This window comes from Nostocoides japonicum T1-X7, assembly GCF_001046855.1.
Lineage (GTDB): Bacteria > Actinomycetota > Actinomycetes > Actinomycetales > Dermatophilaceae > Nostocoides > Nostocoides japonicum.
In genome coordinates this window covers 1,672,383-1,690,839 of record NZ_HF570958.1, presented here as the reverse complement: position 1 = coordinate 1,690,839, position 18,457 = coordinate 1,672,383, and the positions used below count along the sequence as shown (strand labels likewise).

18 protein-coding genes are annotated in these 18,457 nt (G+C 71.3%); 5 read left to right on the top strand and 13 right to left on the bottom strand.

Features of this window, described 5'->3' with window-relative positions; genetic code table 11:
• Window positions 1-120: 120 nt before the first annotated feature.
• Window positions 121-786, bottom strand: a complete 666-nt coding sequence (locus BN12_RS07570) for a GNAT family N-acetyltransferase (protein WP_200901169.1) — start codon at window positions 784-786, stop codon at window positions 121-123.
• On the opposite strand from BN12_RS07570, the gene BN12_RS07565 reads away from it, so the two are divergent.
• Window positions 778-2,133 (top strand): cytochrome P450, encoded by a 1,356-nt coding sequence (locus BN12_RS07565; protein ID WP_083454487.1) that lies wholly within the window; start codon window positions 778-780, stop codon window positions 2,131-2,133. The two genes, BN12_RS07570 and BN12_RS07565, sit on opposite strands and share 9 nt — an antisense overlap.
• Window positions 2,134-2,327: 194 nt before the next feature.
• Here the strand turns inward: BN12_RS07565 and BN12_RS07560 are convergent, their stop codons facing one another.
• The 4 genes from BN12_RS07560 to BN12_RS07545 all read right to left on the bottom strand — a co-directional run bounded on the left by BN12_RS07560 (window position 2,328) and on the right by BN12_RS07545 (window position 6,263).
• Window positions 2,328-3,377, bottom strand: coding sequence for an NAD(P)-dependent alcohol dehydrogenase (locus BN12_RS07560; protein WP_048551384.1), 1,050 nt, complete (start codon window positions 3,375-3,377; stop codon window positions 2,328-2,330).
• Window positions 3,378-3,722: 345 nt separating this feature from the next.
• Window positions 3,723-4,505: a ParA family protein gene (locus BN12_RS07555; RefSeq protein ID WP_048551382.1), complete on the bottom strand. Its 783-nt coding sequence runs from the start codon at window positions 4,503-4,505 to the stop codon at window positions 3,723-3,725.
• Window positions 4,506-4,555: 50 nt separating this feature from the next.
• Complete coding sequence (locus BN12_RS07550) at window positions 4,556-4,990, bottom strand: VOC family protein (protein WP_048556102.1); 435 nt, start codon at window positions 4,988-4,990, stop codon at window positions 4,556-4,558.
• Window positions 4,991-5,384: 394 nt separating this feature from the next.
• Window positions 5,385-6,263: a RecB family exonuclease gene (locus tag BN12_RS07545; RefSeq protein ID WP_157635397.1), complete on the bottom strand. Its 879-nt coding sequence runs from the start codon at window positions 6,261-6,263 to the stop codon at window positions 5,385-5,387.
• A gap of 112 nt (window positions 6,264-6,375) precedes the next feature.
• Between BN12_RS07545 and BN12_RS07540 the strand changes: the two genes are divergently transcribed.
• Entirely contained in the window at window positions 6,376-7,212 is an 837-nt protein-coding gene (locus BN12_RS07540) for a methylenetetrahydrofolate reductase (protein WP_048551379.1), read from the top strand.
• Here the strand turns inward: BN12_RS07540 and BN12_RS07535 are convergent.
• Entirely contained in the window at window positions 7,160-7,762 is a 603-nt protein-coding gene (locus tag BN12_RS07535; protein WP_200901168.1) for a hypothetical protein, read from the bottom strand. The two genes, BN12_RS07540 and BN12_RS07535, sit on opposite strands and share 53 nt — an antisense overlap.
• A gap of 49 nt (window positions 7,763-7,811) precedes the next feature.
• Between BN12_RS07535 and BN12_RS07530 the strand changes: the two genes are divergently transcribed.
• The gene (locus BN12_RS07530) at window positions 7,812-8,696 is read left to right on the top strand and encodes a homocysteine S-methyltransferase family protein (protein WP_048551377.1); all 885 of its coding nucleotides are present in this window, start codon (window positions 7,812-7,814) and stop codon (window positions 8,694-8,696) included.
• Between the two features lie 23 nt (window positions 8,697-8,719).
• Here BN12_RS07530 and BN12_RS07525 read toward each other — a convergent pair whose 3' ends face one another.
• The 6 genes from BN12_RS07525 to BN12_RS07500 form a co-directional block, all read right to left on the bottom strand.
• Entirely contained in the window at window positions 8,720-9,532 is an 813-nt protein-coding gene (locus BN12_RS07525) for a class I SAM-dependent methyltransferase (protein WP_048551374.1), read from the bottom strand.
• An 82-nt stretch (window positions 9,533-9,614) separates the two neighbouring features.
• Window positions 9,615-10,205, bottom strand: a complete 591-nt coding sequence (locus BN12_RS07520; protein WP_235432330.1) for a DUF1638 domain-containing protein — start codon at window positions 10,203-10,205, stop codon at window positions 9,615-9,617.
• Between the two features lie 292 nt (window positions 10,206-10,497).
• A complete protein-coding gene (locus tag BN12_RS07515; RefSeq protein WP_083454486.1) occupies window positions 10,498-12,465 on the bottom strand; it encodes an ASKHA domain-containing protein in 1,968 nt (655 codons plus the stop codon).
• Window positions 12,462-13,394 (bottom strand): methyltetrahydrofolate--corrinoid methyltransferase, encoded by a 933-nt coding sequence (locus BN12_RS07510; protein ID WP_048551371.1) that lies wholly within the window; start codon window positions 13,392-13,394, stop codon window positions 12,462-12,464. Before BN12_RS07510 ends, BN12_RS07515 begins: the two co-directional genes overlap by 4 nt.
• Window positions 13,391-14,056 carry a cobalamin B12-binding domain-containing protein gene (locus BN12_RS07505; RefSeq protein WP_048551370.1) on the bottom strand — a complete coding sequence of 222 codons (666 nt, stop codon included), beginning with the start codon at window positions 14,054-14,056 and terminating at the stop codon, window positions 13,391-13,393. Before BN12_RS07505 ends, BN12_RS07510 begins: the two co-directional genes overlap by 4 nt.
• Window positions 14,053-14,808 carry an IclR family transcriptional regulator gene (locus tag BN12_RS07500; protein ID WP_048551368.1) on the bottom strand — a complete coding sequence of 252 codons (756 nt, stop codon included), beginning with the start codon at window positions 14,806-14,808 and terminating at the stop codon, window positions 14,053-14,055. Before BN12_RS07500 ends, BN12_RS07505 begins: the two co-directional genes overlap by 4 nt.
• A 58-nt stretch (window positions 14,809-14,866) precedes the next feature.
• Here BN12_RS07500 and BN12_RS07495 point away from each other — a divergent pair, with 58 nt between their 5' ends.
• Window positions 14,867-16,411 carry a trimethylamine methyltransferase family protein gene (locus BN12_RS07495; RefSeq protein ID WP_162233065.1) on the top strand — a complete coding sequence of 515 codons (1,545 nt, stop codon included), beginning with the start codon at window positions 14,867-14,869 and terminating at the stop codon, window positions 16,409-16,411.
• Window positions 16,412-16,663: 252 nt separating this feature from the next.
• On the opposite strand, the gene purU is transcribed toward BN12_RS07495, so the two are convergent.
• Window positions 16,664-17,527 carry a formyltetrahydrofolate deformylase gene (gene purU / locus BN12_RS07490; RefSeq protein ID WP_048551364.1) on the bottom strand — a complete coding sequence of 288 codons (864 nt, stop codon included), beginning with the start codon at window positions 17,525-17,527 and terminating at the stop codon, window positions 16,664-16,666.
• A gap of 122 nt (window positions 17,528-17,649) precedes the next feature.
• Here purU and BN12_RS07485 point away from each other — a divergent pair, with 122 nt between their 5' ends.
• Complete coding sequence (locus BN12_RS07485) at window positions 17,650-18,441, top strand: IclR family transcriptional regulator (RefSeq protein WP_048556097.1); 792 nt, start codon at window positions 17,650-17,652, stop codon at window positions 18,439-18,441.
• The last annotated feature ends 16 nt before the right edge of the window (window positions 18,442-18,457 follow it).

The window sequence follows — 18,457 nt, the reverse complement described above, 5'->3', positions numbered from 1 at the left end:
TCGGCCCGCCGCGAGGGTGACCGTCCGCGCCGCGCCCGGAACCGCCGCCGGACGCGCGGCGGTCGCCCCACGAACGGGTCGCCCCAGCAGTCCTGACGGCAGCCGGGGACGGCGCACGCCTCACCCGGACGGTCGATGACGCCGCAGCACGTGGTGCAGCGGGTCGTCGACCGGGTTGTCGGGTTCGAGACGGCCGCTCGCGACCCGCTCGAACCCGGCCTTCTCCAGCGCGCGCCACGACGCGACGTTGGCCGCGACGACCGGGACGACGAGCTCCGTGACCTCGGGGAGCGCCGCCCAGGTCCGCTCGACGAAGGCCGCGATCATCGCCGGGCCCTCGCCCCGGCCGAGCAGCGACGGCACACCGAGGCCGTAGTCGATGCTCGCGGCGCCGTCGGGGACCGCGACGACGGACCGCAGCTCGGCGAGGTACTCCGGGTAGTCGCGCAGGAGGTACCGCTGGACGATGCCCACGGGTGCGCCGTCGCGGACGGCGACGAAGTCCTCCGCCGGCTCCAGTCCGTCCGCAGTGGGGCCGAAGTCGCGCTCGAGCGCCTCCGGCGTCCACTCGTGGTGCCACCACCGCTCCATGGCGGGCGTCGCGAGCCAGCGGCCGAGCAGGGGGAAGTCCGCGCGGTCCAGCCGCCGGAACGTCCAGTCAGATGTCGCCCCCGACACGGTGGTCACGGTATGCCGGGAGCCGGCGCTCGGCATACCGCGAAACGCCGAGCCGAGCGGGTGACCCCCGCATACAGACGCCTCGGCGACAATGTGCGGATGCGACACGCAGTCACCTCGGCGGACAGGGAGCACCGCGCGCCCACCCTGACCGAGAGGCTCTCCCGGCGCACCCGCCGGATCGTCATGAAGCGCGCACAACGCCGCATCGACCTGTCCCGGCTCGACTCCGTGCCCGAGTCGCTCGTCTGGCCGCTCGCCCGGGAGGGGGTGTCCCCCACACCCCGCCTCGCGGAGATCCGCGACCGCGAGCCCGTCCACCGGCTCACCTCCTTCCTCGGAATGACGATCTGGGTCGTCACCGGCGAGGCCGAGTGCCGCCAGGTGCTCGCCGACACCGGCGCGTTCAGCAACGACATCCGGCCGTTCGTCGGAGGGGACGCGAAGGGGCTCGGCGGCGCCCCGGGCGGCTACATCGGAGGGCTCGGCTTCACCGATCCGCCCGAGCACACCCGGCTGCGCAAGCTGCTCACCCCGGAGTTCACGATGCGCCGGCTCGAACGGCTCCGGCCGCACATCGTGCGCATCGTCGACCGACGCCTCGACGCCGTCGCCGCCGACCTCGAGGGGCCCACCGGGATCGCCGACCTCGTGCCGAGCTTCGCCTTCCCCGTGCCGTTCCAGGTCATCTGCGAGCTCCTGGGGCTGCCCGACGACGATGCGGCGACCTTCCAGGAGCTCGGCGCGGCACGCTTCGACGTCTCCGCCGGCGGGGTGTCGGCCTTCGGCGCGATGTCGGACTCGCGAGCCTTCCTCATGGAGTTCACCAAGCGCCAGCGGGCCGACCCGGGCGATGGACTCATCGGCCAGCTCGTCCGCGACCACGGCGGCGAGATCGACGACGTCGAGCTGGCCGGTCTCGCCGACGGGGTCTTCACCGGCGGTCTCGAGACGAGCGCGAGCATGCTGGCCCTCGGTGCCGCCGTCCTCCTCGACCACCCCGAGCACTACGCGAGAGTCGGATCCGACCCCTCCGTCATCGGGGTCACCGTCGAGGAGCTCCTCCGCTACCTCACCGTCGTCCAGATCGCCTTCCCCCGCTTCCCGCTCCGCGACCTGGAGATCGGCGGAGTGCGCGTGCGGCAGGGAGACGTCGTCATCTGCCACCTCGCCGCTGCCGACCGCGACGCGCGACGGGGGCCCCAGATGGACGCCTTCGACCCGACGCGTCCGGTGGGGCCGCACCTGGCGTTCGGGCACGGGTTCCACCGCTGCGTCGGCGCCGAGCTGGCCCGCCTCGAGCTGCAGACCGCGTTCCCCGCACTGGCGCGCCGGTTCCCCGACCTCGTGCTCGCCTCGGACCGGCTGCCCCACCGGGAGCGCAGCATCGTCTTCGGCGTCGAGTCGGTGCCCGTCCGCCGCAGCACGACCACGACGGGGACCACGCCCGGCTGAGCGCTCGTCCGCCGGGCGGCGGTCGCCGCTGCGTGGGGCAGTCAGGTGGTGCACAGGCCCCGATCGGGTGACAGAACGCCACCGGACGCGGCTGGGCCAGGCACCTGACGTGGTGCACAGGCCACGATCGGGTGGCAGATCGCCACCGGACCCGACCAGCGTCCGGGCGGGAACGGTGACCCGGGGTCCCGCAGTCAGCCGCCGATCGTGGACGTGTCGATGACGTAGCGATAGCGGACCTTCCCCGCGACGACGTTGTCGTAGGCCGTGTCGACCTCGTCGGCCCCGATCATCTCGATCGTCGCGCCGATGCCGTGCTCGGCACAGAAGTCGAGCATCTCCTGGGTCTGGGCGAGTCCGCCGATGTTCGAGCCGGCGAGCACCTTGTTGCGCCCGACGAGCACGCCCGGGCGCACGGCATACCGGCTCGTCGGAAGACCCACGTTGACCATGACGCCGTTCGGCCGGAGGAGCGCGAGGTAGGCCTCCATGTCGAGGTCCGCGCTCACCGTGTTGAGGATGATGTCGAACGAGCGGCGCGCGGCGCGCATCGCGCTCTCGTCCGAGGAGGCGATGTGCTCGGTCGAGCCGAGGGCCCGGGCGTCGTCGGCCTTGTCCATCGTCCGCGAGATCGTCGAGACGGTCGCCCCGAGCGCCGCGGCGAGCTTGACGCCCATGTGACCGAGTCCGCCGACGCCGACGACGGCGACCTTCGTCCCCGGTCCGGCACCCCAGCGGCGCAGCGGCGAGTACGTCGTGATCCCGGCGCACAAGAGCGGCGCGGCGACGTCGAGACCGAGGGCATCGGGGATCTTCAGCGCGAACCGTTCCGTCACGACGATCTGCCGGGCGTACCCGCCCTGGGTGATCGAGCCGTCGTAGGCCGGGGTGTTGTACGTGAAGACGGCAGGCTTGGTGCAGAACTGCTCGAAACCGTCCTTGCACTCCTCGCACTCACCGCACGAGTCGACCATGCAGCCGACGCCGACCCGGTCGCCGACCTTGTGTCGGGTGACGCCGGGCCCGACGGCCGCGACGACGCCGGCGATCTCGTGGCCGGGCGTCATCGGGTAGTGCGCGGCGCCCCACTCGTCGCGGACGGTGTGGATGTCGCTGTGGCAGATCCCGACATACGCGATGTCGATGAGGATGTCGTCGTCGCGCAGGTCGCGACGCTCGAGCTCGACGGTCTGGAAGGGCTGGCTGGGGCCCGGGGCGGCGAGGGCGGGGGTGGTTCGTGGCATACCCCCACCGTATGCCGGGTGCTCGGTGACCGCGCAGGGGTCCCGCTCTCGGGATGGTCGGCCGAGCCGTGCGCTATCGTGCGGGGATGCGGCTCGGTTCGTGGGGGTTCGTCGTCGTTCTCGTGTCGATGATGCTGTCGCTCGTCTTCATCGCCGTCGTCCTCATGGGGATCGCGATGCTCGCCGGAGCGGGCCTGTCCGACTGAGGAGCCGGGAGGCCACCGAGGACCGGTGGGCTGCCCGGAGGCGTGAGCGGCCCGGGTCGGACGGGCCCGAAGTCGCGGGGCCTCCGGGCCCGAAGTCGCGGGGCCGCCGGATGGCCGCCGGATGGGGCCAGGTCGCCGGTCAGAGGCGGGGCAGCAGGCTCTCGGCGACCTCGCGGTAGGCCATGGCCCCCTTGCTCGACCGCGCCGTCGTGAGGATGGAGCGCCCGACGCCCGGCGCCTCGGCGAAGCGGACCGTCTTGGGGATGGGGGGCTCCAGGACGGGCAGGTCGTAGCGCTGGCCGACGTCGGCGAGGACCTCGCGCGCGTGGTTGCTCCGGCCGTCGTACATCGTCGGCAGGATGCCGAGGATCCGCAGCCGCTTGTTGAGGATGCGCTTGACATCGGCGACGGTGTCGAGGAGCTGGCCGACGCCGCGGTGGCTCAGCATCTCGCACGGCATCGGGATGATGAGCCCGTCGCTCGCGGTCAGCGCGTTGAGGGTGAGAACGCCGAGGCTGGGCGAGCAGTCGAGGAGGACGACGTCGTAGGAGGCCAGGACCGGCTCGAGAGCCGACTGCAGGGCGTACTCGCGGCCCGGTCGTGGGAGGAGCTGGGCCTCGGCGCCCGCGAGGTCGATGGTGCTCGGCACGAGATCGACGCCGTCGTCGCATTCGAGGACCGCCTCGGTGACGTCGCCGTGGCCGAGGAGGACCTCGTTGATGCTCGCGTCGACGGCGTCCGGGTCGATCCCCAGGCTGAAGGTGAGGCAGGCCTGGGCGTCGAGGTCGACGAGCAGCACCCGCCGGCCGAGCTCGGCGAAGGCCGCGCCGAGGGAGGCGACCGAGGTCGTCTTCGCGACGCCGCCCTTCTGGTTGGCGACGGCGACGATGCGGGCTCGCGAGGCCTTCTTGCGTGGGGGCACGGCGGGCCTTTCAAGGTCGTGCGGGGCTGAGCCCCCAGTATGCCGGTCACTCAGTCCTCCTCGACGACGGTGTCGGGGACGACGAGCAGCCCGACCGGACCGGGGTTCCACGCGACCTCCCAGCGGAAGCCGTCGGGGTCGGCGAAGTACCCCGTGTAGCCGCCCCAGTCGCGCTCCTGCGCCTCACCCGCCGTCGCCCCCGCAGCGCGGGCCGTGGCGAGGACCGCGTCGACATCCGCGCGACGCGGCACGTTGTGGGCGAGGGTGATCGGCGGTATGCCGTCGCGCGCGACGCGCTCACCGACTTCCGCCTCGAAGGACTCCTGGTCCCACAGCGAGAGGATGAGCCGCTCCCCGACCCGGATCATGACGACCTCGCCGGGGACGTCGAGCTCGGCCTCCCAGCCGAGTCCATCGAGGTAGAACCGCCGGCTGGCCGCGAGGTCGGCGACGGCGAGGGTGACGAAGCTGATGTGCTGGTCCATACCCCGACCCAACCACTGAGCACCGACACCGTCACCGGATACCTCCACCCACCGGACGCCCCGCCGGTCGAGGTATCGCGACACCACCGCAACGTCACCCCATACCTCCACCCACCGGACGCCCCGCCCGTCGAGGTACAGCGACACCACCGCACCGTCACCAGATACCTCCACCCACCCGGCGCCCCCGCCCGTCGAGGTATCTCGACACCACCGCACCGTCACCAGATACCTCCACCCACCGGACGCCCCCGCCGGTCGAGGTAGCTACGGCGCCCAACGTCACCCCATACCTCCACCCACCCGACGCCCCCGCCCGTCGAGGTATCGGGACCCCACCGCACCGTCACCCCATACCTCCACCCACCGGACCCCCCCGCCCCCGTCGAGGTAGCTACGGCGCCGTCTCCTCGAGCGCCGCCCACCCGGACTTCTCCGGTCCCGTCGCCTGACCCTCGGGGCAGTGGGCACGGAAGTCGCACCACGCGCACAGCGCAGAAGGACGGGGAGGGAACCGGTCCGACGCCCGGCCCTGCGTCGCGTACTCCGCATCCGCGGCCCGGGCGTCCCGGGCGATGGACTGCGCCTCGTCGACCTTGCGCGCGATGGACTCCGGCGTGTGGGTGTGGCCGACGATGGCTCCGGTCGGCACGTGGTGCAACTCCACGCGGAAGGTCGGGCGACGGAACATCTTCCACACCGACGCGGCATACAGGGCCAGCGGCAGCGAGGTGCGGGCGTCCTCCTCCGTCGGCGGTCGGCGGCTCGTCTTGTAGTCGACGACGACGAGCTCACCGTCGCGGTCGTCGAGGCGGTCGACGCGCCCGGTGAGCCGGAGCGGACCGGTGACCATGGCAACGGTCCGCTCGATGCCGCGCGGCACGCGCCACGGGTCGACCCGCTCGAGGTATGCCGTGACGTGCTGCCGGGTGCGGTCGCGCCAGGTCCGCGACTGCGCGGCATCGCGGAAGCCGACGTCGATCCAGGCGTCCTCGACGAGTCGTCCCCCACCGGCCGGGGTGCGGCGTCCGTCGGGCAGGTCCCACCAGTCGCGCAGGGCGTTGTGCGTCGCGATGCCGAGGGAGGTGTGGGCCCGCTGCGGTCGCGGGACGGGACGCGGGACGTCGAGGTACTGCATCCGGTATCGGCGGGGGCAGTCCAACCACGCGAGCAGGCGGCTCGGGCTCGCGGCATACAGCGGCTCGGGCATGCCGGAGAACATGGTCTGCCGTCCCTCCCCGGCAACCCGCCCGGCCCGACTCACCTCGCCCATGGACGGCGACGATAGGGCGCCCCACCGACATCCGCGCAATGCCTTGCCGCGGCCTGTGGACGGGCTCTACGCTGGCGCCATCCCTGTCGCGCATGACGAATTGAGTTGCACGATGAGCAACGCCTATCCCTCGACGGAACTCCACCGGCTCCTGTCCAACCCGCGGTACGAGGTTCTTCCGACGCCGTCCATCGAGGAGCAGATCCGAGCCCATATCCCGACGGGCCTCACGGTGACCGTCACGGCCTCGCCCGCGAAGCCGATCGACACGACGATCGAGCTCGCGACGACCCTCGCCGCGGCGGGCTACGACGCGGTGCCGCACCTCGCGGCTCGGATGATCGGTGGTCGCGGGCAGCTGTCGGAGATCGTCGAACGGCTCACCGCGGCCGGCGTCTCGAAGGTGTTCGTCCCCGCCGGGGACGCCAAGGAGCCGGCCGGGGAGTACGTCCAGTCGCTCGACCTGCTCCGTGACCTCGACTTCCTCGGCCGGCCCTTCGAGCAGGTCGCCATCACGGGGTATCCCGAGTCGCACCCGAGCATCGACGACGACGTGACGATCCAGTCGATGTGGGACAAGCGGACGTATGCGACCCACATCATCTCGAACATGACGTTCGACGACGCCCGCCTCGCGACGTGGGTCGAGCGGATCCGCCGTCGCGGCATCGCCCTTCCCCTCTACGTCGGGGTCCCCGGACCCGTCGAGCGGACCAAGCTGCTCGGCATGGCGACGAAGATCGGTGTCGGCGAGTCGATGCGGTTCCTCAAGAAGCAGAAGAGCATCTTCGCCCGCATCGCGGCGCCGGGGTTCGGGACCGACTCGTTCGTCCACCGGGTCGCCGCGCTCGCGGCGAACGACGCCCTCGGCATCGCGGGCCTCCATCTCTTCACGTTCAACCAGGTCGAGGCGACCGAGAACTGGCGGCAGAGGCTCCTGCGCGCCTGAGCCTCCACGAGCGGGCGAGGGCGATCTCGAGGAGACCGAGCGCGACGGCGACCGGCTGGAGGAAGAAGAAGACACGTAGCAGCACCAGCTGCACGACGATCCACACGAGGAGGCTCGCGCCGGCCACCTGCCCGCCGACGATGCTCCAGAGCTCGGCTCGCGGCCACCGGGACGCCGCGCCGGTCACCGATCCCGCGACGAGATGCGGCAGCCCGATGAGCAGGACGAGGCACCACCCCGGTCCGACCCAGTCGTCGAAGGGGGTCCGCACGAGGAGCTCCCGTGGCATGTCCCACGTGTCGGTCATCAGCCCTCGTCCACCGCTGAACGCCTGCCACGCGACGAGGAGCTCGACGGCGGCCAGTCCCCAGGCCTGCCACCGACCGCCGCCGCGGACCGCCGGACGCAGCGCTCCGGTCGGCCGGGTGCGGGGTTCGCGGATGACGACCATGAGAGCCTCCGCCTCCATGCTCCCGCCGCCGGATCGTGCCGGCGCGCGAAGGTGGTCCACGAGACGCTCTGGACGGCGCTCCGCGGCGCGATGGTCCACGCGCCGGATGGTGACCGGTCGGCGGCACCACCCCGCATACCCTGGTCGTATGCCGCAGAACCGACTGTTGACCCTGCTCGCCGGCCGCCCCGCCATCTTCGACGGCGGCTACGGCTGGCTGCTGCAGGATCGTGGCCTGCCCGCCGGAGAGGCGGCCGAGTCATGGAACCTGGAGAACCCCGCCGGGATCGAGGAGCTCCACGAGGAGTATGCCGCGGCCGGCGCCCGGTTCCTCACGACGAACACCTTCGGCGGCAGCCGCCCGCGCCTCGAGCTGCACGGGCTCGGCGACCGGGTCGAGGAGGTCAACCGGGCCGGAGCGCAGATCGCGCGCCGCGTCGCGGACCGCCACGGCGCCCTCGTCGCCGGCGACCTCGGGCCGACCGGTGAGCTCCTCGAACCCCTGGGGATCCTCAGCGAGGCCGATGCCTCGGCGCTCTTCGCCGAGCAGCTGCGCGGGCTCGCGGCCGGGGGCATCGACGTCGTGCTCATCGAGACGATGAGCGATCTCGGCGAGACCCGGGCGGCCATCTCCGCCGCCCACGACGTCGTGCCCGACCTCCCGGTCATCGCGACGATGAGCTTCGACACCAACCGCCGGACGATGATGGGCGTCGACCCCGCGACGGCGGTGGCCGAGCTCGCGGCCGCCGGCGTCGACGCGGTGGGCGCCAACTGCGGGCGGGGGCCGGAGGACATGAGCGTCATCGCCGAGCAGCTGACCGCGGCGCGACACGACGACGTCCTCGTCATCGCCCAGTCGAACGCCGGCCTGCCCGAGCTGCGGGGCGGGGAGTTCGTCTACACCGTGGACCCGGTCGGGATGGCCGAGCATGCGCGCGAGCTGCGGGAGCTCGGCGTCGACGTCATCGGTGCCTGCTGCGGCTCCTCCCCCGAGCACATCCGGGCGATCACCGAGGCCCTCACCCGCTGACGACGGCTCCCTCCGGGGGATGCTCAGCCGTCGCTCGTCGTGAAGAGGTTGAGCTTGTAGGTCGTCACCGGCGGCGTCCAGCGGAGCAGCCGGAGCCCGTACCGGTACCTCGCGGGCCAGCCGTGTGCGACGCCCGGCTGGGGGGTCGCCAGCGTCCGGGTCTCGCGGAGCCGCAGACCGAGGCCTTCGAGCGTCGAGGGGTCGTCGCAGATCCATCTCATCCGGGCGGGGAGCTGCTTGAAGACCGGGTTGCGATCCTGGCTCCTCATCATGAGCCGCCCTCCCGTGTCGAGAGCCAGCCCCGTGCCCGGGAAGGCCTCGGCGATCTCGCGGAGGACGGCGCGGACCTCGGTGTCCGGGAAGTACAGGAGCACCGCCTCGCTGAGCAGGAACACCGCCCGCGCGCCGTCCGTGACCTCGGCGTGCCAGCTGGGGTCGAAGAGCGACCCGGTGATCATCGTGTAGCGATCGGTCTCCTGGAAGAACGTGCGCCGCAACGCCATCGTGTCGGCGACGTCGAGGTCGAACCACCGCACCCGGCCGTTGTCGAGCCGGTCGAAGCGCGTCGACAGGCCGCATCCGAGGTCGACCACCGTGCCGTCGGGATGCTCGCGCAGGAAGTCTCGGACGTACTCGTCGAAGATGGCCGCACGCAGCACCGAGCCGCCGAGGGAGGGGCCACGGAACCTCGTGAAGTCGTAGTCGATCGCGTCCACGAGCTCCGCGGCCCGCGCGTCCTGGAGCACGCTGGCGCGGCGTCGGGCGTCCCGGGCCCGGCCGTACAACGGAATCAGGAGCGTCTCCTGGACCTCGCCCAGGTGCGGCTGCTCACCCATGCCGCCACTCTAGTTAGGTAAGCCTTACTCGTCGAGACGTTGCCCACCGATGGCGACGGTGCGTCGTGTCAGGTGCGTCGTGTCATCCGTCCACGAGGGCGCCGAGGGCGGCGTCGAGGCCGACCGAGCCGGTATGCAGGACCTCCAGGGGCAGGCCGATCCGCTCGGCCGCCGCCTGGGCGAGGGTCCGCAGCTCCCGCAGCTCGAGCTCGTCGGTCGACTGGGCGAGCCACACGACGCGGGTGTAGTGGCGGAAGTACTCGTCGCGCAGCTCCGGCCAGCGGTCGAGACCGAGCTCCTGCTCGACGGTCCGGGCGAAGGAGCGGACGAGGAAGTCGGTCAGCAGGTAGGTTCCGGGCTCCGCGTCGAGGAGCTCCTCCATCCGGTCGGCACCGGCATACAGGTCGTAGCAGTGCAGGCCGGGGAGCCGCTCCAGCCCGAGGCGCTCGCAGACCTCGTCGAGCGCGCCGTAGGTGCCGCAGTCGGCATACCCGACGACGACCCGGTCGTACCGCTCGGCGAGGGAGCCGGCGAGGCGCTCGACCTCGGAGGCGATCCGGTGCGGCTGGTTGTGCAGCAGCGGCGGCAGCGGGTGCACGTCGACCGACCACCCGTGCCGAGCGACCGACTGCGCCATCGGCTGGGCGATCGCGCCGCAGGCGACGACCGCCACCCGTCCCTCCCGGCGGGGGACCCGGCTCCGGCCCTCGCCCGGGCCCTCGCCCGGGCCCTCGGCAGCCTCGCACGCTTCGTCGGGTGATCCGATAGAGCGTGCGGCAGGGTTCCGGGGTGACCCTGGAACACGTGACCGGACCCCGGTTCCCTTGTCGGGTGACGCGAGGTCTTCCGGGGTGACCCGACAAAGCGAGGTCGTGTCGTCAGCCAGGTGGGCCCCTGGGGAGACCGCGCGAACCGCCGGATCGTCAGCCAGGTGGGCCCCTGGGGAGACCGCGCGACGCGCGGGATCACCCTGGGAAGCCGAGCTTCTCGACGAAGCGGTCGTTGAAGTCGGCACGGTCGCTGAGCTCGACATACTGCACCTCCTCCAGGAGGGCCTCGGCGCCGGCCCTCTCGCGCGAGGACAGCAGCGCCATCTTCGCTCCCTCGCCCGCGACGTTGCCGGCGCTGACGATCCGGAGCACGGGCAGCTTGGGCACGAGCCCGATGCGGACCGCGGACGCCGGCGAGAGGTAGGACCCGAACGATCCGGCGAGGAGCACCTGCTGGACGTCGCTCTCCTCCAGGCCGAGCTCCTCGAGCAGCAGCGCCCACCCCGTCGCGATCGCGCCCTTGGCGAACTGCAGCTCGCGGACGTCCCGCTGCGACAGGTAGACGGTGCTCGCGACCTCGTCGTCGGGGGTATGCCGGTGGAGGACGAAGACGCGCTCCTCCCCGATCTTGGCGAGCCGGTCGGCGAGCGCCGGAAAGCGCTCTGCCGCAACGTCGTCCGGGACGAACCGCCCTGTGTCGTCGAGCAGCCCGACGCGGGCCAGCTCGGCGACGGCGTCGACGAGGCCGGACCCGCACAGGCCTCGCGGCTCGGTGTCGCCGATGACGCCGAGGGTGACGGCGGCCTGGTCCTCCTGCGGCTCGGCGACGAGCTTGACGACCTCGATGGCGCCGTCGGCGGCGCGCATCCCGCACCGGATGGCGCCGCCCTCGAAGGCCGGGCCGGCGGGCGCGGCCGTCGACACGATCGTGTCGCCGTCGGACAGGACGATCTCGCAGTTCGTGCCGACGTCGATGAACAGCCGGGTCCGCTTGTCCCGGTCCATGCCGCACGCGAGCATGCCGGCGACGATGTCGCCACCGACGTAGGCGCCGAGGGCCGGGAAGACGACGACCTGTGCCGCCGGATGGAGCTCGAGCCCGACCTCCGACGCCGACACGGTCGGCCACGACGCCGTCGACTGGATGAACGGCGCGACGCCGAGCGGCTCCGGGTCGACGCCGAGGAGCAGCGCCGTCATCGTCGCATTGCCGGCCACGGCGACCTCGAGGACCTCGTGCAAGTCCACCTCACCCTCGGCGCACACGTCGGCGGCCAGCTCGGCGAGGGTGGCCTGGGCGAGGTCCCGCAGCCGAGGCAGCGTGTCGGGGTCCATCATCGTCGCGCTGATCCGCGTGATGACGTCGGCGCCGAACGGCTGCTGCTTGTTGAGCATCGAGGCGACGGAGACCGGCGTGCCCGTCGAGAGGTCGAGGAGCGTCGCGACGACGGTGGTCGTCCCCAGGTCGTATGCGATGCCGTAGCGGCGGGTGGTCGTGTCACCTCCCTCGACATCGACGAGCGACTCGTCGATGACGACGGCCGTCACCTTGAAGTCGTTGTCGCGTAACACCTTCGGCAGCCGCCGCAGGACATGGAGGTCCGGCGTCAGCTCGAGGTCGTCGATGGCGTCGAGGACGCGCTGCAGGTCGGTCCGCTGGTCGGACAGGGTCGGCTCCTCGAGCTCGAGGTAGCGCTTCTGGACCGAGGGCCGCAGGATGACCTGCCGCCCGACGCCGACCGTCGCCGCCTTGGGCCGGGTGACGAGGGGCGGGACGTCGACGGCGAGGTCCGTCGTCGCCTTGACGAGGCACGCGAGTCGCCAGCCGTCCTCGATCTCGGACTCGGTGAAGGTTCGCCGGTCGTGCGACGTGACGGGCGCGCTGCCGCTCGTGAGCTGCACCTTGCACTTGCGGCACGTCCCGTGGCCGCCACACGTGGAGTCGATGGCGATGCCGTTCCAGCTCGCCGCGTCGAAGACGCTGACCCCCGGCGGGACGCGCACGTCGCGGGCGGACGGGGCGAAGCGCAGCAGGACCCGGCCGGTGCCGTCGTGGACGACCTCCGGCGCACCAGGACGCTCGATGAGCCCCTCTCGACGCAGCTCGCTCACGTCGGGCCGGGGTTCCTCGTCGGAGACGCTCACGTCGTCGGAGACGCTCACGTCGCGACGGCCGCCTCGGGGGTCGTCGCGCTCGCAGCCGCCGCGGCCGCGGCCTCAGCCGCCGCCTGGCGCCTGCGGTGCGTCGAGATCCAGGCGCCGCCCCACTCGTCGTTGCCGAGGAGGAGGTCCGCGGCCCGCACGGCGTCGACGACCTGCGGCGTGCGGGCGTCCATGATGGCGCTCGTCATTCCCGCACCCATGGCCAGCGGCAGCCAGGAGGAGTTGATCGCGTGCCGGCTCGGCATACCGAAGCTCACGTTGGACGCGCCGCAGGTGAGGTTCAGGCCCCAGGTGTCGTGCACGCGACGGATCGTCTCCAGCGCCGTGCGCCCCACCGTCGAGTCCGCGCCGATGGGCATGGCGAGGGGGTCGATGACGATGTCGTCGATGGAGATGCCGTACTCCTCCGTCGCGACTCGCACGATCTTCCCGACGAGCTCGATGCGCTTGTCGGCCTCCATGGGGATCTCGTCGTGGTCGTTGGGCAGGGCGATGACCGCGGCGTTGTGCTTCTTGACGAGCGGGAGGACCGCGGCGAGCCGCTCGTCCTCGGCCGTCACGGAGTTGACGAGCGCGCGGCCCTCGTAGGCCTCGAGGCCGGCCTCGAGCGCCTCGACGACCGAGGAGTCGATGCAGATCGGCAGGTCGGTGAGCGACTGGACCATCCGGACCGCGGTGACGAGCAGGGTCGGCTCGTCGGTGAGCGGCACGCCCATGTTGACGTCGAGGACGTCGGCGCCGCCCTCCACCTGCGCCCTGACGTCCCTCTCGATGGCCGAGTAGTCGCCGTCGCGCAGCTGGGCCTGGAAGACCTTGCGTCCCGTGGGGTTGATCCGTTCGCCGATGATGCAGAACGGCCGGTTCGACGCCATGACGACCTCCTTGGTCGCCGACCGGAGGACCGTCTCGCGGACGGGCACGCCGCTCATGCGGGAACCTTCGAGCGACGCTCCTTCAGGAGCGCCTTGGCCCGCTTGACGGTCGCGGACGCGTCCGCGGCATACCCGTCGGCGCCGACGACGTCGGCGTACTCCTGGGTGACGGGGGCGCCCCCCACCATGACGATGACCTTGTCGCGCAGGCCGGCCTTCTCCAGCGCGTTGAGGTTCGCCTTGAACATCGGCATCGTCGTCGTGAGGAACGCCGAGAAGCCGACGATGTCGGGCTCGTGCTCCTCGATCGCCGCGACGAACTTCTCCGGCGCGACCTGGACGCCGAGGTCGATGACCTCGAAGCCGGCACCCTCGAGCATGATGTTGACGAGGTTCTTGCCGATGTCGTGGACGTCGCCCTTGACAGTGCCCATGACGAACTTGCCGATCGTCTCGACCCCCGTGTCCGCGAGGAGCGGTCGGAGGATCTCCATCGAGCCGGCCATCGCCCGGCCGGCGATGAGCATCTCGGGCACGAAGTAGTCGCCGCGCTCGAACCGGGCGCCGACCTCCTCCAGGGCGGGGATGAGCGCATCGAAGAGCAGGCTCCCCGGCGTCATGTCCAGGGCGAGTGCCTGGTGGGTGAGTTCGAGGACGCGGGGGCCGTTGCCCTTGAGCGTCTCGTCGTACAGCCCCTGGAGGATCTCCTCGGGCGTCATGCTGCACCGTCCTTCCGGTGTCGTCCGATCTGGGTTGACAGGGTCGTCGCGTGCCGGGTCACCGTGTGGCCCAGCGCGCCCATCTGGTCCTGGAGCCGGGCCGTCGGGCCCGAGAGACCAAGCGCGGCAATGCATTCGCCGTCGACGACGACGGGGGCGGCGATCCCGGTGAGGCCCACCTCGAGCTCGTCGACCGTCGTGGCATACCCCGCCGCCCGAATGCCGGGCAGCTGGGCCCGCAGGGCGCGCACCGAGCCGAGGGAGGCCTTCGTCGGCCGCTCGAGCGGGCCCTCCGGCAGCTCGAGGACGTGGTAGGCGAACAGGACCTTGCCGAGGGCCGAGAGATGGGCGGGGACCTCGACGCCGACCCAGTCGCGGCTCGCGAGGATGTAGGTCGAGGCGACCTGGGCGATGTGGACGACGGAGCCGCCGTGGACGACGCCGACGTTGACCGTCTCGCCCGTCAGCTCGCCGAGCTCCTCCATGACCGGCTGGGCGAGCCGGGCCAGCTCCTCGTCGTCGCTGCGCCGGGCCGCGTACTGGGCGAACAGCTGCCCGGGCAGCCAGGCACCCGTCGTGTCACGGCCGAGCAGGCCGGAGCGCTCGAGCGCGGCGAGGAGGCGCGACGTGGTGCTCCGCGCGTAGCCGGTCTCGGCGCACAGGTCGGAGAACGTCAGCGCACCGTCGGCCTTGACGACGAGCGCGGCGAGATGCGCCGCGCGGTCGACGGCCTGAGTACCGTGGGTGGACATCCTGCTCCGTCATCCAGTGCCAGATTATGGAACCGCTGTTCCATATGATGAGGCTAGGATGCGAGTGGGACCGGCGTCAAGGCATACCGCCGATGACGTCGCAGTTCGTCCCTCACCGGTGTCACGTCGAGTCGGGCGCCAGCGGCGCCGAAGGAGTCCCCCGATGTTCCAGAACGTCATGCCCCGCTACGAGATCCTCTCCCAGGACGCGCTCGCCACCCTCGACGCCGCGTGGCGCCGGCTCGTCAGCGAGATCGGCGTCGAGTTCGTGAGCGACCGAGCGATCGAGATGTTCCGCGCGGCCGGCCAGAAGGTCGAGGACCACACCGTCTTCCTCGACCCGGAGTTCGTCCTGGAACAGGTGGCCAAGGCGCCGCGCGAGTTCGACGTCCAGGCGCGCAATCCCGAGCGGTCGGTCCACATCGGCGGGGACTCCATGGTGTTCGGCGCCGTCTACGGTCCGCCGTTCGTCCGCCAGGGCGACGTGCGGCGAGACGGCACGATGGAGGACTACCGCAACTTCCTCAAGCTGGCGCAGAGCTTCGACGTCCTCGACTCCGCCGGGGGCGTCGTCAACGAGCCGAACGACACCCCGCTCGACAGCCGTCACCTCGACATGACATATGCACTCCAGACGCTCACCGACAAGATCTACATGGGCAACGTCGTCTCCGGCGTCAACGCCGCGGACACGATCGCCATGGGGGCGATCCTCTTCGGCGGGCGCGACAAGATCGAGGAGACTCCGTGCTCGATCTCCCTCATCAACTGCAACAGCCCGCTGCGCTGGGACGACCGGATGCTCGACGCGCTCTTCGAGTATGCCGCCGCCGGCCAGCCCGTCGTCCTCACCCCGTTCATCCTCATGGGCGCGATGTCGCCGGTGACGATCCCGGCGGCCCTCGTCCAGCAGATCGCCGAGGCCCTCTCCGGCATCGCGCTGGCCCAGCTCATCCGACCCGGCTGTCCGGTCATCTTCGGCTCGTTCCTCTCCAACATCGACATGCAGAGCGGGTCGCCGACGTTCGGCACGCCCGAGTCCGGGATCGGGCTGCTGTGCACCGGGCAGATCGCCCGCCACTTCGGGCTGCCGTTCCGCACCGGCGGCGGCCTCACGTCCTCCCAGCTGCCCGACGCCCAGGCCGGCTACGAGGCGCTCATGACGCTCATGCCGACCTTCCTCGCCGGCACGAACTGGGTCATGCACACGGCCGGCTGGCTCGACGGCGGACTCGTCGCCTCCTACGAGAAGTTCGTCGTCGACTGCCAGATCACCGAGATGCTCCAGCACGAGTTCAAGCCGCTGGAGATCGACGAGGGCTCCATCGCCTTCGACGCCCACCAGGAGGTCGGCCACGGCGGGCACTTCCTCGGGGCGATGCATACGATGGAGCGCTTCCGCACCTGCTTCTACCGGCCGTTCCTGTCCTCCTCCGACAACTACGAGAAGTGGATGCGGGGCGGCGCGCTCGACGCGGCCGCGCGGGCCGGCAAGATCGCCACGGCGAAGATCGAGGCCTACGAGCCGCCCCCGATCGACGAGGCGATCCGCCTGGAGCTCGAGGAGTACGTCGTCCGGAGGCGCGCCGAGCTCGGCGACTGAGGAACCACTCCTCGCTCACCCCACACCCGCCTCGGCGCAGCTCCTGCACGTGCCGACCCCTTCGCACGTGCCGAGTTGATGTCGTCGAACCGGCTCGGCAGCGACATCTTCTCGGCACGTGCGACGGACCCTCCTGCACGTGCCGAGTTGATGTCCTCCTCCTGATGAGTAGGCGACATCAACTCGGCACGTGCGGAATGGGGCTCGGGCTGGCGCCGTCGCGTCGTGCCAACGGACGACGGACCCGAGGGGTCAGCTGAAGACGACGGTGCGGTCGGTGTTGAGCAGGACGCGGCTCTCGGCGTGCCAGCGGACGGCCCGGGTGAGGACCCGGGACTCGACCTCCTCGCCGGCGCGGACGAGGTCCTCGGCGGTCATCCGGTGGTCGACCCGCACGACGTCCTGCTCGATGATCGGGCCCTCGTCGAGGTCGGCCGTGACGTAGTGGGCCGTCGCACCGACGAGCTTCACCCCACGGGCGAAGGCCTGGTGGTAGGGCTTGGCCCCCTTGAAGCTCGGCAGGAAGGAGTGGTGAATGTTGATGATCCGCCCCGACAGGTCCCGCGACAGATCGTCGGACAGCACCTGCATGTACCGCGCGAGGACGACGAGGTCGATGTCGAGGTCGTCGACGAGGGCGCGCAGCCGGGCCTCGGCCTCCGGCTTGGTGTCGGCGCTGATCGGGATGTGGTGGAAGGGGATCCCGTAGGAGGCGACGAGCGGCTCGAAGTCCGGATGGTTGGACACGACCGCCGGGATGTCGATGTTGAGCGAGCCGCTGCGCCACCGGAACAGCAGGTCGTTGAGGCAGTGCCCGAACCGGCTCACCATGATGAGCGTGCGGTAGGGCGCCGTCGCGTCCCACATCTCCCACCACATGCCGAGGTCGGCCGCGAGCGGCTCGAACGCGGCCCGCAGCTCCTCCAGACCCGGGCCGCCCTCGGGGACCGAGACGTCGATGCGCATGAAGAACAACCCGCCCCGGGGGTCGTCGAACTGCTGGCTCTCCTCGATGTTCGCCCCCTGTTCGAAGAGCAGCCGGGTGACCCGGGCGACGATGCCCGGTCGGTCGGGGCAGGACAGGGTGAGGACGACATGACCGCGGGCAGGCGGCATACGGCAGAGCCTCCATCTCGCACACCGTGGCGCGCCATCCGCAACCGGACGCGGTATGCGCAACGAGGAGCACGGTAGTGCAGGGATAGCCGCACCGGAAGAGGATGGGCTACTGTCTCGCCATGCGCAACGCCGCAGACGACAGGGGGAACACCGTCCAGTCGGTCGACCGCGCCGTGACGATCCTCGAGCTCCTCGCCCAGCACGGGACCCTCGGGGTCACGGCGCTCGCCCGGGACCTCGGGGTCCACAAGAGCACCGCGAGCCGGCTCGTCGGCGCGCTCGAGCAGCGCCACCTCGTCGAGCAGGTCGAGGAGCGGGGCCAGTACCGCCTCGGGTCCGGCATCCTCCGGCTCGCCGGCGCGACGAACGCGCGCCTCGACCTCGTCGAGCAGGCCCGGCCGGTATGCCGCGCGCTCGCCGCGGAGACCGGCGACACCGTCAACGTCACGGTCCTCGACCGCGGGACGGCCTACTACATCGACCAGGTCAGCGGGTTGCCGCGCAACACCTCCTACAACTGGGTGGGCCAGCACATCCCCCTCCACGCGACGAGCAACGGGAAGATCCTCGTCAGCGAGCTGCCCGAGCCCGAGCTGACGCGCACCCTCGGGGATCTCGTCGCCTACACCGAGGCGACGGTCACCGATCGCGCTCTGCTCGACGAGCAGCTGGCCTGCGCCCGCGAGGACGGCTTCGCCGTCGCGGCGGACGAGCTCGACGTCGGGCTCACCGCCATCGCCGCGCCGATCCGCAACGCCCACAACGAGATCATCGCCTCGATCAGCGTGTCGGGACCCACCTTCCGGCTCACCAAGGAGGAGGTCGAACGGATCGCGCCGCTGGTCGTCACGGCCGGCCACGACATCTCGGGACGCCTCGGCTGGCTCGTCAGTCCTGGAGAAAAACGCTGACGACGCCAGGAGAAAC

Bases quoted from the DNA above. Each gene is read 5' to 3' on its own strand.
- BN12_RS07565 (WP_083454487.1), top strand. From the start codon at position 778: ATGCGACACGCAGTCACCTCGGCGGACAGGGAGCACCGCGCGCCCACC.
- BN12_RS07560 (WP_048551384.1), bottom strand. From the start codon at position 3,377: ATGCCACGAACCACCCCCGCCCTCGCCGCCCCGGGCCCCAGCCAGCCC.
- BN12_RS07550 (WP_048556102.1), bottom strand. From the start codon at position 4,990: ATGGACCAGCACATCAGCTTCGTCACCCTCGCCGTCGCCGACCTCGCG.
- BN12_RS07545 (WP_157635397.1), bottom strand. From the start codon at position 6,263: ATGGGCGAGGTGAGTCGGGCCGGGCGGGTTGCCGGGGAGGGACGGCAG.
- BN12_RS07540 (WP_048551379.1), top strand. From the start codon at position 6,376: ATGAGCAACGCCTATCCCTCGACGGAACTCCACCGGCTCCTGTCCAAC.
- BN12_RS07530 (WP_048551377.1), top strand. From the start codon at position 7,812: ATGCCGCAGAACCGACTGTTGACCCTGCTCGCCGGCCGCCCCGCCATC.
- BN12_RS07525 (WP_048551374.1), bottom strand. From the start codon at position 9,532: ATGGGTGAGCAGCCGCACCTGGGCGAGGTCCAGGAGACGCTCCTGATT.
- BN12_RS07510 (WP_048551371.1), bottom strand. From the start codon at position 13,394: ATGAGCGGCGTGCCCGTCCGCGAGACGGTCCTCCGGTCGGCGACCAAG.
- BN12_RS07505 (WP_048551370.1), bottom strand. From the start codon at position 14,056: ATGACGCCCGAGGAGATCCTCCAGGGGCTGTACGACGAGACGCTCAAG.
- BN12_RS07500 (WP_048551368.1), bottom strand. From the start codon at position 14,808: ATGTCCACCCACGGTACTCAGGCCGTCGACCGCGCGGCGCATCTCGCC.
- BN12_RS07495 (WP_162233065.1), top strand. From the start codon at position 14,867: ATGCGAGTGGGACCGGCGTCAAGGCATACCGCCGATGACGTCGCAGTT.
- purU (WP_048551364.1), bottom strand. From the start codon at position 17,527: ATGCCGCCTGCCCGCGGTCATGTCGTCCTCACCCTGTCCTGCCCCGAC.
- BN12_RS07485 (WP_048556097.1), top strand. From the start codon at position 17,650: ATGCGCAACGCCGCAGACGACAGGGGGAACACCGTCCAGTCGGTCGAC.